The sequence below is a fragment of the Streptomyces sp. NPDC052107 genome, from assembly GCF_040680215.1.
GTDB lineage: Bacteria > Actinomycetota > Actinomycetes > Streptomycetales > Streptomycetaceae > Streptomyces.
The window spans coordinates 56,726-70,948 of the sequence record NZ_JBFAWG010000008.1; the positions used below are offsets into that span (position 1 = coordinate 56,726).

At 68.0% G+C, this 14,223-nt stretch carries 14 protein-coding genes; 9 read left to right on the forward strand and 5 right to left on the reverse strand.

Annotation, left to right across the window (positions count from 1 at the left end; translation table 11 throughout):
- Positions 1–49 precede the first annotated feature (49 nt).
- The 3 genes from gnd to dnaA form a co-directional block, all read right to left on the reverse strand.
- The gene (gene gnd / locus AB0M27_RS11160; RefSeq protein WP_365720280.1) at positions 50–925 is read right to left on the reverse strand and encodes a phosphogluconate dehydrogenase (NAD(+)-dependent, decarboxylating); all 876 of its coding nucleotides are present in this window, start codon (positions 923–925) and stop codon (positions 50–52) included.
- 234 nt (positions 926–1,159) lie between these two features.
- Positions 1,160–2,290, reverse strand: a complete 1,131-nt coding sequence (gene dnaN, locus AB0M27_RS11165; RefSeq protein ID WP_069779831.1) for a DNA polymerase III subunit beta — start codon at positions 2,288–2,290, stop codon at positions 1,160–1,162.
- 965 nt (positions 2,291–3,255) lie between these two features.
- Positions 3,256–5,265, reverse strand: a complete 2,010-nt coding sequence (gene dnaA / locus AB0M27_RS11170) for a chromosomal replication initiator protein DnaA (protein WP_365720282.1) — start codon at positions 5,263–5,265, stop codon at positions 3,256–3,258.
- Between the two features lie 396 nt (positions 5,266–5,661).
- Between dnaA and rpmH the strand changes: the two genes are divergently transcribed.
- From rpmH to AB0M27_RS11215, 9 genes are all read left to right on the forward strand, one after another.
- The gene (gene rpmH / locus AB0M27_RS11175) at positions 5,662–5,799 is read left to right on the forward strand and encodes a 50S ribosomal protein L34 (RefSeq protein WP_003956500.1); all 138 of its coding nucleotides are present in this window, start codon (positions 5,662–5,664) and stop codon (positions 5,797–5,799) included.
- 21 nt (positions 5,800–5,820) lie between these two features.
- Positions 5,821–6,192 (forward strand): ribonuclease P protein component, encoded by a 372-nt coding sequence (gene rnpA, locus AB0M27_RS11180; RefSeq protein WP_365720284.1) that lies wholly within the window; start codon positions 5,821–5,823, stop codon positions 6,190–6,192.
- Positions 6,189–6,563 carry a membrane protein insertion efficiency factor YidD gene (gene yidD / locus AB0M27_RS11185; RefSeq protein WP_365720286.1) on the forward strand — a complete coding sequence of 125 codons (375 nt, stop codon included), beginning with the start codon at positions 6,189–6,191 and terminating at the stop codon, positions 6,561–6,563. The genes rnpA and yidD overlap by 4 nt, the downstream gene beginning before the upstream one ends.
- Before the next feature lie 3 nt (positions 6,564–6,566).
- The gene (gene yidC / locus AB0M27_RS11190) at positions 6,567–7,856 is read left to right on the forward strand and encodes a membrane protein insertase YidC (RefSeq protein ID WP_365720288.1); all 1,290 of its coding nucleotides are present in this window, start codon (positions 6,567–6,569) and stop codon (positions 7,854–7,856) included.
- A 15-nt stretch (positions 7,857–7,871) separates the two neighbouring features.
- Positions 7,872–8,384 carry a R3H domain-containing nucleic acid-binding protein gene (locus AB0M27_RS11195; protein WP_365720290.1) on the forward strand — a complete coding sequence of 171 codons (513 nt, stop codon included), beginning with the start codon at positions 7,872–7,874 and terminating at the stop codon, positions 8,382–8,384.
- Between the two features lie 117 nt (positions 8,385–8,501).
- On the forward strand, positions 8,502–9,218 hold the full coding sequence (gene rsmG, locus AB0M27_RS11200; RefSeq protein ID WP_365720292.1) for a 16S rRNA (guanine(527)-N(7))-methyltransferase RsmG: 717 nt from the start codon (positions 8,502–8,504) through the stop codon (positions 9,216–9,218).
- Between the two features lie 323 nt (positions 9,219–9,541).
- A complete protein-coding gene (locus AB0M27_RS11205; protein ID WP_365720613.1) occupies positions 9,542–10,615 on the forward strand; it encodes a ParA family protein in 1,074 nt (357 codons plus the stop codon).
- Complete coding sequence (locus tag AB0M27_RS11210) at positions 10,612–11,709, forward strand: ParB/RepB/Spo0J family partition protein (RefSeq protein WP_365720294.1); 1,098 nt, start codon at positions 10,612–10,614, stop codon at positions 11,707–11,709. The genes AB0M27_RS11205 and AB0M27_RS11210 overlap by 4 nt, the downstream gene beginning before the upstream one ends.
- Positions 11,710–12,029: 320 nt before the next feature.
- Positions 12,030–12,647 (forward strand): GNAT family N-acetyltransferase, encoded by a 618-nt coding sequence (locus AB0M27_RS11215; RefSeq protein WP_365720296.1) that lies wholly within the window; start codon positions 12,030–12,032, stop codon positions 12,645–12,647.
- A 113-nt stretch (positions 12,648–12,760) separates the two neighbouring features.
- On the opposite strand, the gene trxA is transcribed toward AB0M27_RS11215, so the two are convergent.
- Together trxA and trxB are read right to left on the reverse strand one after the other, a co-directional pair.
- Positions 12,761–13,090: a thioredoxin gene (gene trxA, locus AB0M27_RS11220; protein WP_365720298.1), complete on the reverse strand. Its 330-nt coding sequence runs from the start codon at positions 13,088–13,090 to the stop codon at positions 12,761–12,763.
- A gap of 46 nt (positions 13,091–13,136) precedes the next feature.
- Positions 13,137–14,108 (reverse strand): thioredoxin-disulfide reductase, encoded by a 972-nt coding sequence (gene trxB, locus AB0M27_RS11225; RefSeq protein WP_365720300.1) that lies wholly within the window; start codon positions 14,106–14,108, stop codon positions 13,137–13,139.
- Positions 14,109–14,223: the final 115 nt, after the last annotated feature.

The following is a 14,223-nucleotide window of genomic DNA, read 5'->3' on the forward strand; positions in this document are numbered from 1 at the left end:
GAACTGTGGATCCACAGGACTCACGACTGCGACTCTGTGGATCTGTGGATTACTTCTTCTCTACGGCGTGACCGCCGAACTGGTTGCGCAGCGCGGCGATCATCTTCATCTGCGGCGAGTCCTCCTGGCGGGAGGCGAACCGCGCGAACAGCGACGCGGTGATCGCCGGCAGCGGCACCGCGTTGTCGATCGCGGCCTCCACAGTCCAGCGTCCCTCGCCCGAGTCCTGTGCATAACCGCGCAGGCCCTCCAGGTGCTCGTCGTCGTCCAGCGCGTTGACCGCGAGGTCCAGCAGCCAGGAACGGATGACAGTGCCCTCCTGCCAGGAACGGAAGACCTCGCGGACGTTCTCCACGGAGTCGACCTTCTCCAGCAGCTCCCAGCCCTCGGCGTAGGCCTGCATCATCGCGTACTCGATGCCGTTGTGGACCATCTTCGCGAAGTGGCCCGCGCCGACCCTGCCGGCGTGCACCGACCCGAAGTCGCCCTCCGGCTTCAGCGCGTCGAAGATCGGCTGCACCTTGGCGACGTTCTCGGCGTCGCCGCCGTACATCAGCGCGTACCCGTTCTCCAGGCCCCAGACGCCCCCGGAGACGCCGCAGTCGACGAAGCCTATGCCCTTGGCCGCCAGCTCCTCGGCGTGCTTCTCGTCGTCCGTCCAGCGGGAGTTGCCGCCGTCCACGACCACGTCACCGGGCTCCAGCAGCTCGGCCAGCTGGTCGATGGTCGACTGGGTCGGCTCGCCGGCCGGGACCATCACCCAGACCACGCGCGGACCGCTGAGCTTGCCCACAAGCTCTTCCAGGCTGTGGACATCCGCGAGGTCCGCGTTGCGGTCGTATCCGATGACGGTGTGGCCCGCGCGGCGGATCCGCTCGCGCATGTTGCCGCCCATCTTGCCGAGGCCGACGAGACCGAGCTCCATCAGTTGTGTTCCTTAGATCGCTGTGTGGCGTGAGAGGCACCGGTGTGCCGAGCCGAGCCTAAACCCGACAACTCGCGCACAGCTGTGGGCATACGCGCTCATCCGTATCCCCTGCGACCTGCACTTTTCCACAGACCGCCGCCGCTGCGAGCAGTCGCGGCCCCACCGCCGACCAGCCACAGCGCCGGGCACCCACAAGAGCGCCCGACGCTGTGCACAGCTGTGGACGAACGGTCAGCCGCTGAGCCGCACCGGCATGATCAGGTACTTGTACGCGTCGTCGGCCTCGGCATCCACCGCGGGCTTACCGCTGAGCAGCGCCGGCTTCGTGGACGTCGTGAACGACAGCTGAGCGACCGGGGAGTCGATCGCGCTCAGACCGTCCAGCAGGAACGTCGGGTTGAAGGCGATGGAGATGTCGTCGCCGTCCAGCTGGGCGTCGACCCTTTCCACAGCCTGTGCGTCGTCGCTGGAGCCCGCTTCCAGGATCAGCACGCCCTGCTCGAAGCTCAGCCGCACCGGGGTGTTCCGCTCGGCCACCAGCGCCACACGCTTGACGGCCTCCACGAACGGCGCGGTCTCGATCACGGCGACGGAGTTGAACTCGGTCGGGAACAGCGTGCGGTACTTGGGCAGGTCGCCCTCGAGCAGACGCGTGGTCGTACGCCGCCCCGCGCCCTCGAATCCGATCAGGCCCTCGCCCGCGCCCGACCCGGACAGCGCCAGCGTCACGCTGTCCCCGGCACCGAGCGACTTGGCGGTGTCCAGGAGCGTCTTGGCCGGGACCAGGGCGACCGCGGAGGCGTCCGGGTTCTCCGGCTTCCACAGGAACTCACGGACGGCGAAGCGGTAGCGGTCGGTGGAGGCCAGGGTGACCGTGTCGCCCTCGATCTCGATGCGCACACCGGTGAGGACGGGCAGCGTGTCGTCACGGCCGGCGGCGATGGCCACCTGGGACACGGCGGCCGCGAAGACCTCGCCGGGGACGGTGCCCGTGGCGTTCGGCATCTGCGGCAGCGCCGGGTACTCCTCCACAGGCAGGGTGTGCAGGGTGAACCGGGAGGACCCACAGACCACGGTCGCCCGTACACCGTCTGTGGAAATCTCCACCGGCCGGTTGGGGAGGGCGCGCGAGATGTCGGCGAGCAGCCGGCCGGAGACGAGGACGGTGCCCTCCTCCTCGACCTCGGCTTCCACGGACACGCGCGCGGAGACCTCGTAGTCGAAGCTCGACAAGCTCAGCTGGCCGTCCTCGGCCTTGAGAAGGAGGCCGGCGAGGACAGGCGCCGGCGGACGGGCCGGGAGGCTGCGTGCCGCCCACGCCACTGCCTCCGCGAGTACGTCGCGTTCCACCCGGATCTTCACCGTAAGCCGCCTCCTGCTGTTGCTACTGAGTCCTCCGACTCGGTGTCACCGCCCACTGCGAAGGGAAGGACACCGGGGACCAGTCTGACGCACCGCACTGACAGTAGGTGCCCGTCGGGGTCAAGTCGCTCCGGGAGGCAGCCGGACGCGAGACAGCGAGTTGTGCACAGGCCCCGCTTCAAAGCGATTCCCGAACTCTCTCTAGTCGGGAGTAGTAGTAGGGGCTGTGGATACCGTGGATAACCGCGTTTGCCCAGCTCAGGGCCAAGATTTTGTCCACGGGGCCTGTGGGTGACGGCGGTGGACAACCGGGGGCATCTGTGGAGAACGGAAAGTTCTGCACACCCCGCCCACAGCCCGAGGTCAGTTCTCCCCAGCTGCGTCCCCAGGTTTACCCACGTTTCCCACACCCCAATCCGGCACCTTCGTGTGACGGCTTTCACTCGACGCGGTGAGCGGGTGCGTCGCGTTGCCGAACAGTGGACAGCCATGTGGAGAAGCGGGCGATCACTGGGGACAACCGGCTCCAGCCTGTGGGGCGCCGGTGGAAAACCTCGTACACAGCCTGTGGATCTTCGCTCGGTCCACAGCCTGTGGAGATCGTTCGTCCACGATTCCACAGGCAGCTGAGCTGGGCGAACGCCGTATGAACAGGCTCCCTGTGGACGCCGCTCGGGACAACTCCACAGTCCCCAGGATGTGGACGGAAGAAACCCAGCGAATCTGTGGAGGATGGCCGTAACCCGGCTGAAATTCGAACACCCGGTGGCGTAGGAGGAACACTCCACCCGTACCCAGCGGCACCCCCGCCGGCGCGGGCAAGCCCCCGACCCTCGGCCGGCCACAGCACGGGGTGCCGACACCAGGCACCCGCCCCTGTGGACAGTGACCATGCCAAAGGGCGCCCTCAGGAGTCGTGTCCCGAAGGCGCCCTCAATGTCGGCGCGAGCCAGGCGCAGCCGCCGTCAGCCGTTCTTGATCCGGTTCGTCAGCTCGGTCACCTGGTTGTAGATCGACCGCCGCTCGGCCATCAGCGCACGGATCTTGCGGTCGGCGTGCATGACGGTGGTGTGGTCACGGCCGCCGAACTGCGCCCCGATCTTCGGCAGCGACAGGTCGGTCAGCTCCCGGCACAGGTACATCGCGATCTGCCGCGCGGTGACCAGCGCGCGCCCGCGCGACGTGCCGCACAGGTCCTCCACCGTGAGCCCGAAGTAGTCCGCGGTGGCCGCCATGATCGCCGTGGCCGTGATCTCCGGGGCGCTGTCCTCGCCGCCGGGGATGAGGTCCTTCAGGACGATCTCGGTCAGGCCGAGGTCGACCGGCTGCCGGTTCAGCGAGGCGAACGCCGTCACCCGGATCAGCGCGCCCTCCAGCTCACGGATGTTCCGTGAGATCCGGGAGGCGATGAACTCCAGCACCTCCGGCGGGGCGTTGAGCTGCTCCTGCACCGCCTTCTTGCGCAGGATCGCGATACGCGTCTCCAGCTCGGGCGGCTGCACGTCGGTGATCAGACCCCACTCGAAACGGTTCCGCAGCCGGTCCTCCAGCGTGACCAGCTGCTTCGGCGGCCGGTCGGAGGACAGCACGATCTGCTTGTTCGCGTTGTGGAGCGTGTTGAAGGTGTGGAAGAACTCCTCCTGCGTCGACTCCTTGTCCGCGAGGAACTGGATGTCGTCGACGAGCAGGATGTCCATCTCGCGGTAGCGCTTGCGGAAGCTGTCGCCCTTGCCGTCGCGGATGGAGTTGATGAACTCGTTGGTGAACTCCTCCGAGCTCACGTACCGCACGCGCGTGCCCGGGTAGAGGCTGCGCGCGTAGTGCCCGATGGCGTGCAGCAGATGCGTCTTGCCGAGCCCCGACTCCCCGTAGATGAACAGGGGGTTGTAGGCCTTCGCCGGTGCCTCGGCGACGGCGACCGCGGCCGCGTGCGCGAACCGGTTGGAGGCGCCGATGACGAACGTGTCGAAGAGGTACTTCGGGTTCAGCCGCGCCGTCGGCTCGCCGGGACCGCTCGCCGGCGCGGGCTGCGCGGCCAGCGGGCCGGGCGCGCCGGTCGTGGGCAGGTCCGGTCGGCCGGGGCCACCGCGGCGCGCCGGGCCGCCGCCCGTCGGCTGCTCGGGCAGCTCACGGCGGACGGCGTCGCGTTGGTCGTACTCGGTGCGGGACGGGTCGTACTCGGGGCGTGCGGAGTCGTAGTCCGGGCGCCCCGAGTCGTAGTCGGCGCGCGGGTTGTCGTAGTCGCCGCGCTGCTGCTCGTACGACGGCCGGTCCATGCCCTGCGAGCGGTAGTCCGAGGCCGGCGAGCCGTAGGCCTCGGGGCCGGAGCCGTAACCCTCCGGGCCGGAGCCGTAGGCGTCCTGGGACGACGGCGAGGCGTACGGGTCGCGCTCGGGGAAGCCGAGCCGCGGCTGCTGCCAGCTGTACTCGTCCTGCGTGGGCCGCGGCCAGGTGCCGGGCTCGCGGCGCTGGTATTCGGAGGGATACGCCGGGCGTACGACGGGGAGCTGGTCGGCGCGGCCGTTGGGCCGCTGGTCGGCGCGGTGCTGCTGCTCGGCCGGCGGCTGCTCGGCGGCGCGATGGCGGCCGTAGCCCTCGTAGGACCGTTCCTCGTACGACGGGGCGGACGGCAGCTCGGGCTCTTCGTAGCGCGGCTTGGGCGGCTGCTGCACCGGCGCCGCGGGAGCCGGGGGCTCGCCCGCGGAGTCGTCCACGGTGATCGCGATACGGATGGGGCGGCCGCACTCGCGGCTCAGCGTCTCGCTGACGACCGGCGCGAGCCGGCCCTCCAGTACGCCCTTCGCGAATTCGTTCGGTACGGCGAGCAGAGCGGTGTCCGCGACCAGCGCGAGCGGCTGGCAGCGCCGGATCCAGTGCTCGTCCTTCGCCTCGACACCCTGTCCGCGGCCCTCTCCGAGGAGCTGCTCCAGTACTCGCGGCCACACTGCGGCAAGATCGGCGGGTACGTCAGCCACAGGGCACGCTCTCTCACAGGTCCCACGAACGTGTGATCGCGGAACGGGTCGGGGGGTACTTCGGGTGATCGGTGGGTCAAACCCGCCGGGGCGGGGGACAAAAGAACGAATCGGAGTTCAGCCACGGTAGTCAGCGCGGCGGGTGCGGTTCAAGTTGTTGTCCCCAGCCTGTGGATAGTGTCTCTCTGTGACCCCCGGTTTGACCGGATGGCGCAGCCCCGCGTACCGTAACCAGGTCGAGTTGTCGATGGCTGCTGCCGCCTGCCTCCGATGGGCACAGATCACGTCAGGTGATCGGGAAGCGGTGCACTCGGGCGTGACGCGAGCTACTCGTGGGCGCACGGTGACAGCCAGGACGGCACCCCGCCACCACCGATTGATTTCTGGAGCCCCCGAGTGAGCAAGCGCACCTTCCAGCCGAACAACCGTCGTCGCGCGAAGACCCACGGCTTCCGGCTGCGTATGCGCACCCGTGCCGGCCGCGCGATTCTCGCGTCCCGCCGTAGCAAGGGTCGCGCCCGCCTGTCCGCCTGATCCCGATCAGGTCATGACGTCGTGCTGCCCACCGAGAACCGGCTGAGGCGGCGCGAGGACTTCGCGACCGCGGTTCGGCGAGGTCGCCGGGCAGGACGCCCGACCCTCGTCGTCCACCTTCGTAGCGGTGCCACGGACCCGCACGCGCCTGGGGAGAGCGCTCCCCCGACGCGTGCGGGTTTCGTCGTGAGCAAGGCTGTGGGTGGAGCGGTCGTGCGCAACAAAGTGAAGCGCAGACTGCGTCATCTGATGCGTGAGCGAGTCGCCCTGTTTGCCCCCGGTAGCCTGGTAGTCGTACGAGCGCTGCCCGGAGCGGGCGACGCAGACCACGCACAGCTGGCCCGAGACCTGGATGCCGCCGTTCAGCGGCTGCTGGGAGGGGGCGCGCGATGAAGTACCCGCTGCTGGCTCTGATCAAGCTGTACCAGTGGACGATCAGTCCACTGCTGGGGCCGGTGTGCAAGTACTACCCGTCGTGCTCCCACTACGGGTACACGGCCATCGACCGGCACGGTGCGATCAAGGGAACGGCACTTACCGCCTGGCGCATCCTCCGGTGCAATCCGTGGTCGCTGGGTGGTGTGGACCATGTCCCGCCGCGCAAGCGCCCACGGTGGCACGAAATGCTGCGGAACGCTTGGCGTGCACGCAAGGGCGGGCCCTCCGCCGCCGAACCGGCCACCGAAGTGAAGCCCGAGAGTCCTTCTTCCGAGCTTCCTTCGAGCCCGGCCGCAGAGACCTCGTCCCATGCCCAAGGAGCATGATTAGTGGACACGATTGCCAGCCTCTTCAGCTTCATCACGACACCCGTTTCATGGGTCATCGTCCAGTTCCACAAGGTGTACGGCGCCATCTTCGGCGCTGACACCGGGTGGGCCTGGGGCCTGTCCATCGTGTCCCTGGTGATCCTGATCCGCATCTGCCTGGTCCCGCTCTTCGTGAAGCAGATCAAGGCCACCCGCGCGATGCAGACGCTCCAGCCGGAGATGAAGAAGATCCAGGAGCGCTACAAGAACGACCGGCAGCGCCAGTCCGAAGAGATGATGAAGCTGTACAAGGAGTCGGGTACCAACCCGCTCTCCTCGTGCCTTCCCATCCTGGCGCAGTCCCCGTTCTTCTTCGCCCTGTACCACGTGCTCAACGGCATCGCGACGGGCAAGACGATCGGCGTCATCAACGAGCCGCTGCTCGCCAGCGCCCGTAAGGCGCACATCTTCGGCGCCCCGCTCGCGGCGAAGTTCACGGACAGCGCGGACAAGGTCGCCTCGCTCGGCGCCACGCTGACCGACGTCCGGGTCGTCACCGCGATCATGATCGTCCTGATGTCGGCGTCGCAGTTCTACACGCAGCGTCAGCTGATGACGAAGAACGTCGACACCACGGTGAAGACGCCGTTCATGCAGCAGCAGAAGATGCTGATGTACGTCTTCCCGGTCATGTTCGCCGTCTTCGGTATCAACTTCCCGGTCGGTGTCCTCGTCTACTGGCTGACCACGAACGTGTGGACCATGGGCCAGCAGATGTACGTCATCCACAACAACCCGACCCCGGGTTCCAAGGCCCAGGCCGCCTACCTGGAGCGTCTGACCAAGCACGTCACGCAGCACGGCAAGGTCCGCCGGCGCAGCGAGAAGGCCATCGTCAAGGCGATCGTCGCCAAGGGCCGCGACCGCAACGAGTTCGAGCGCAAGTTCATCAACGCCGTGAGCAAGGCCGGTCTCGCCGCCCAGGCCGACGGCACCGTGCTGAAGAGCACAGCCCAGGCAGAGGCGCAGACCGCGGACGCTGCGGAGACCAGCTCGGCGGCCGGCGCCGGCACCGCCGCCCGGCGCCAGCAGCCCAAGCGCCAGTCCAAGTCCCAGCGTCAGTCCGGCGGGCCCAAGCAGGCGGGCGGGTCCGGCTCGTCCACCTCGCTGGAGAAGTCCGACGATCCGCAGGACGACAAGCCCGCCGCTGCCCAGCAGGCCGAGAAGCCCGGCTCCGGCACCCGTAGCAAGGCCCAGTCCGGCCAGCGCAAGGGTGGCCCGCAGCGGCCCAAGTCCCCGTCCAAGAAGTAAGAAGGAGCCCATCCCGTGACGGAAGGCACCACCTCTGCCGCTGCCGAAGGTGCAGACGCCCTGACCCGCCTGGAGCAGGAGGGTGAGATCGCGGCGGACTACCTGGAGGGTCTGCTGGACATCGCCGACCTCGACGGCGACATCGACATGGACGTCGAGGCCGACCGCGCCTCCGTGTCGATCATCAGCGACACCGGCAGCCGCGAACTGCAGAAGCTCGTGGGCCGGGACGGCGAGGTGCTGGAGGCACTGCAGGAGCTGACGCGCCTGGCCGTGCACCGGGAGACCGGCGACCGCAGCCGGCTGATGCTGGACATCGCGGGTTACCGGGCCAGGAAGCGGGCCGAGCTGTCCGAGATCGGCGCCAAGGCCGCCAGCGACGCGAAGAACACCGGCGAGCCCGTGAAGCTCAAGCCGATGACCCCGTTCGAGCGCAAGGTCGTGCACGACGCGGTCAAGGCCGCGGGACTGCGCAGCGAGTCCGAGGGCGAGGAGCCGCAGCGGTTCGTCGTCGTGCTGCCCGCCTGATCGGCCCCCACGTTCCACCGGCCCCGTCTGTTGAGCAGACGGGGCCGAACTTTGTCAGCCTGGTAGTTCTGGTGGCCGGTGCCCGAAGCGCCGGCGCTGTACGGAAGGACGGTCCCCGTGACGGAGGCAGCGGAGCTTCCCCCCGTGCCCGAGCAGGCGCGGCAAGTTTTTGGTGATCGCTTCGCCGATGCGGTCCGCTACGCGGAGCTGCTCGCCGAGGCGGGGGTGCAGCGCGGCCTCATCGGCCCGCGGGAAGTGCCCCGTCTGTGGGAGCGGCACCTGCTGAACTGCGCGGTGCTCTCCGAGGCCGTCCCCGAGGGAGTGACGGTCTGCGATGTCGGCTCCGGTGCCGGTCTGCCCGGGATCCCGCTGGCCCTGGTCCGGGACGACCTGAACATCACCCTGCTGGAGCCGCTGCTGCGGCGCACCAACTTCCTCACTGAGGTCGTCGAGCTGCTCGGCCTGGATCACGTCACGGTGGTGCGAGGCCGGGCCGAGGAGGTCCTGGGCAAGCTGCCGCCGGTCCATGTGGTGACCGCCCGGGCCGTGGCCCCGCTGGATCGCCTGGCCACCTGGGGCATCCCGCTGCTGCGTCCCTACGGCGAGATGCTTGCACTGAAGGGAGACACCGCCGAGGAGGAGCTGAAGGCGGCGGCCACGGCACTCAGCAAGCTCGGTGCGGTGGAGACGTCGATCCTGCATGTGGGTGAGGGCATCGTGGACCCGTTGTCCACGGTGGTGCGGGTCGAGGTCGGGGAGAGCCCGGGTGGTGTGCGGTTCGCGGCCAAGCGTGCTAAGGCGGCCCGGACGGGCCGGGCCCGTCGTCGCCGTTGAGCAGGGGCAGGGGCGTCTCGGATCCGTCCTGAGGACGAGACGTACTCCACACAAGCTGCCAAACCTACGCAGGTCGGAGTGTCGCGAAGGTCCGGTCGCCGCCGCTGTGCATCGTGTTTCACGTGAAACGTCGCTCACTTCTCCACGGCATCATCAGTCGCGGCCGCGCTGCGGCCGAACCTCGTGACCGCAAGCCCCTCGGTTCCTTGGCGGAGGATCCCGTCTCCCAGGGCACTCCGGTCCTCTCCAGGGGCACGGAGTTGTCCACAGAGGTGGATTTCTCCACAGAACACCAGGCCTCACTGGTTCACGACCCCGAAGACATGGGAGGCTCTGTTCATTGCGAGCCTGAAGTCGAGGAGAGTGAATCCTTGCGGTCCGACGCCAACATCGCGGGACCGATGACCGATCCGGTCCCCGGTCCCCGTACCGAGTCGATGGGGGCGGATGTTTCACGTGAAACACCGCCTCCGATGGACGACACTCCGATCGGTCGTGCGGCCCAACTGGCGGTAGAGGCTCTGGGCCGCGCCGGCGAAGGCCTGCCTCGGCCGGAGCAGACCAGAGTCATCGTGGTCGCCAACCAGAAGGGCGGCGTGGGCAAGACGACGACCACCGTCAACCTTGCTGCTTCGCTGGCTCTGCACGGCGGCCGCGTCCTGGTGATCGACCTCGACCCGCAGGGCAATGCGTCCACCGCCCTCGGGATCGACCACCACGCCGAAGTTCCTTCGATCTATGACGTGTTGGTGGAGAGCAAGCCTCTCGCCGAGGTGGTCCAGCCGGTCCCCGATGTAGAGGGTCTCTTCTGTGCCCCCGCCACCATCGATCTCGCCGGTGCGGAGATCGAGTTGGTGTCCCTGGTGGCCCGTGAGAGCCGACTACAGCGGGCGATCCAGGCCTATGAACAGCCGTTGGACTACGTCCTCATCGACTGCCCGCCCTCGCTCGGCCTGTTGACGGTCAACGCGCTGGTAGCGGGCCAGGAGGTCCTCATCCCGATCCAGTGCGAGTACTACGCACTCGAGGGCCTGGGGCAGCTGCTGCGCAACGTCGACCTGGTGCGGGGGCACCTCAACCCTGCGCTGCATGTGTCGACCATCCTGCTCACCATGTACGACGGCCGGACGCGTCTCGCTTCCCAGGTCGCGGAAGAGGTGCGCACCCACTTCGGTGACGAGGTGCTGCGGACGAGCATTCCCCGCTCCGTCCGTATCTCCGAGGCGCCGAGCTACGGGCAGACGGTACTGACATACGATCCTGGATCGAGCGGTGCTCTCTCGTACCTTGAGGCGGCCCGGGAAATCGCGCTGAAGGGCATCGGCATCAGCTATGACGCGAGCCAGGCCCACATCGGCGCCCAGAACGACCCAAGCATGGTGGAGGGGATCCAGTGAGCGAGCGACGGAGGGGGCTGGGCCGTGGTCTAGGCGCACTGATCCCCGCTGCCCCGACGGAGAAGACCCCGGCTCCGGCCGCGCTGGGTGGTGGAGTCTCCACCTCCCCCGCAGCCGTCCCGGCGCTGACGACCGACCGCGGGGTTGCCGCGGCGAAGGTGGCCGCGCTGCCGCCTATTTCACATGAAACCGAAGAGCCCCCCGCAAGCCCCCTCACGGAGGCGCCGGCTGCTCCGATGGGCGCGCACTTCGCCGAGATTCCGCTCGACACGATCTCGCCCAATCCGCGCCAGCCGCGTGATGTCTTCGACGAGGACGCGCTCCAGGAGCTGGTCACCTCCATCAAGGAGGTCGGTCTCCTCCAGCCCGTCGTCGTACGGCAGCTGGGACCCGCCCGCTATGAGCTCATCATGGGCGAGCGCCGCTGGCGGGCCTGCCGCGAGGCCGGTCTGGAGGCCATCCCGGCGATCGTCCGGGCCACGGAGGACGAGAAGCTCCTCCTGGACGCGCTGTTGGAGAACCTGCACCGCGCGCAGCTGAACCCACTGGAAGAGGCCGCCGCCTACGACCAGCTGCTTAAGGACTTCAACTGCACGCACGACCAGCTGGCCGACCGGATCGGGCGCTCCCGGCCCCAGGTCTCCAACACGCTGCGTCTGCTGAAGCTCTCGCCAGCCGTCCAGAAGCGCGTGGCTGCCGGTGTCCTGTCCGCCGGGCATGCCCGAGCCCTGTTGTCCATCGAGGACTCCGAGGAGCAGGACCGGCTGGCTCACCGCATCGTGGCCGAGGGGCTGTCGGTGCGAGCCGTCGAGGAGATCGTGACCCTCATGGGTTCGCGGCCCCAGAAGCCTCAGCGTCCCAAGGGGCCGCGCGCCGGCTCCCGGCTCTCCCCGGCCCTGGACGAGCTGGCGACCCGTCTGTCGGACCGCTTCGAGACACGGGTGAAGGTCGACCTCGGCCAGAAGAAGGGCAAGATCACCGTCGAGTTCGCCTCGGTGGACGATCTTCAGCGGATCTTGAGCACGCTCGCTCCGGGCGAGGGGCCGGTGCTGCATCAGGAGCTGCAGAACGCGACTGACGAAGAGGACGACTGATCCCGGCCCGCCCGCTCGGCCGCATAGGAGCGGGCCGTGTCCGGTGTGTACCGGAACACGGCCCGCTCTTTGCTTTGAGGCGGTATCGAGCGAATCACATCGTGGATACGATGCGAACGGGTATGGCGCATCCACCGGACAGCATCTGCATCTCTGAGTGGGGAGACGGGGGCCATGCGATCGATGAGCCGCACCGGACTGGTGAGCGCGGGCCTGAGCCTTGGAGCGGTCGGCGGATTCGTCGGCAGCCTGCTCAGGCAGCGGAGCGCTCTGACAGCCGCGCGTGATGCGGCAGGTGAAGGAAGCGAGGAACAGCCTTCATGGGGCGTCGGCTCGTGCCGCTCACGCTGGACAACCTTCAGGACGTTCCCCAACGCTGTCGGTCGTGTGTCTTCTGGGAGCTGGATCCCGTCAGCGGCGAAGCGGCGGTAAGGACGGGCACCTCGGCATTGGAGAAGGAAGCCTGGATCTCCGCCGTTCTGCTGGACTGGGGTTCGTGCGGCCGGGTGGTCTACGTCGATGACGTACCGGTGGGATTCGTTCTCTACGCCCCTCCGGCCTATGTCCCGCGCTCGTCGGCCTTCCCGACGAGTCCCATCTCGCCCGACGCCGTGCAGTTGATGACGGCGTTCATCATGCCCGGCTATCAGGGGCAGGGGCTGGGCCGAGTGCTCGTGCAGACGGTTGCCAAGGATCTGCTGCGCCGAGGCTTCAAGGCGATCGAGGCCTTCGGTGACGCTCGCTGGAAGGAACCCGCCTGCCTGCTACCGGCGGAACATCTTCTGGCCGTCGGCTTCAAAACGGTCCGGCAGCATCCCACGCATCCCCGGCTGCGGCTGGAGCTGCGGTCGACGCTCTCTTGGAAGGAAGACGTGGAGATGGCGCTCGACCGGCTTCTCGGAGCGGTCCAGAAGGAACCGGCGCTGAGGCCGCTGTAGCTGCTGGGTCAGTGGAGGGACATAAGCGAATGGGCCAACCCGTGAGGGTTGGCCCATTCGTGTTTCACGTGAAACATGCACCGTAGCTCGGACGGCACCGCACGGTTCTCGCCTTACTCGGCGATGAACTCATCGAGGTCGCGCACGATCGCGGCCTTCGGCTTGGCACCGACGATGGTCTTGGCGACCTCGCCACCCTGGTAGACGTTCAGGGTCGGGATGGACATGACGCCGTACTTGGCGGCCGTACCCGGGTTCTCGTCGATGTTCAGCTTGACGACCTCGATCTTGTCGCCGTACTCGGCGGCGATCGCCTCGAGGGACGGGGCGATCTGGCGGCAGGGACCGCACCAGGCGGCCCAGAAGTCCACCAGGACGGGCTTGTCGCTCTTGAGGACGTCCTCGTCGAAGGAAGCGTCGGTCACGTTCTTCAGGTTGGCCACAGCGGGCTCCTTGATCATGCGGTGGGGCAGGGGAAGAAGGGGAAGGTCAGACGGCGGCGGTTTTCTCGGGCTCCGCCTTGTCCTCGTCCGCGAGGGCGGAGAGGAAGCGCTCGGCGTCCAGAGCGGAGGAGCAGCCGGTTCCGGCCGCAGTGATCGCCTGGCGGTAGGTGTGGTCGACCACGTCACCGGCGGCAAAGACACCGGTCACATTGGTGCGGGTGGACGGAGCGGCGACCTTCAGGTAGCCCTCCTCGTCCAGGTCCAGCTGACCCTTGAACAGCTCGGTGCGCGGGTCGTGGCCGATCGCGATGAACAGACCGGTCACGGGCAGCTCCGACAACTCGCCGGTCTTGACGTTGCGCAGCCTCAGACCCGAGAGCTTCTGCTCGCCCTGGACCTCGGCGACCTCGCTGTCCCACACGAACTTGATCTTCGGGTCGCCGAAGGCGCGCTCCTGCATCGCCTTCGAGGCGCGCAGCGTGTCCCGGCGGTGGACAATCGTCACGGACTTGGCGAACCGCGAGAGGAAGGTGGCCTCCTCCATCGCGGTGTCGCCGCCACCGATCACGGCGATGTCCTGGTCCTTGAAGAAGAACCCGTCGCAGGTCGCACACCAGGAGACACCGCGACCGGACAGGGCGTCCTCGTTCGGCAGGCCCAGCTTGCGGTGCTGCGAGCCGGTGGCCACGATGACGGCCTTCGCCTTGTGGATCGTGCCCGCGGTGTCGGTCACGGTCTTGATCTCACCGGCGAGGTCAACGGAGACGATGTCGTCCGGGATGAGCTCGGCGCCGAAGCGTTCGGCCTGTGCCCGCATGTTGTCCATGAGCTCGGGGCCCATGACGCCGTCGCGAAAGCCCGGGAAGTTCTCGACCTCGGTGGTGTTCATCAGGGCGCCACCGGCGGTGACGGCGCCCTCGAACACCAGGGGCTTCAGCGAGGCACGGGCGGTGTAGAGCGCCGCCGTGTAGCCTGCGGGCCCGGAGCCGATGATGATCACGTTACGGACGTCGCTCACGGCTTGATTCCTCGTCTCTGGTCTGTGTCAGTCGACCGGTGGGAGCCCCTTTCAGGACTCTCACCCCACCCAACGGATCCTACGGGGCCCGCATTCCCGGTGTGCCGGGGCACAC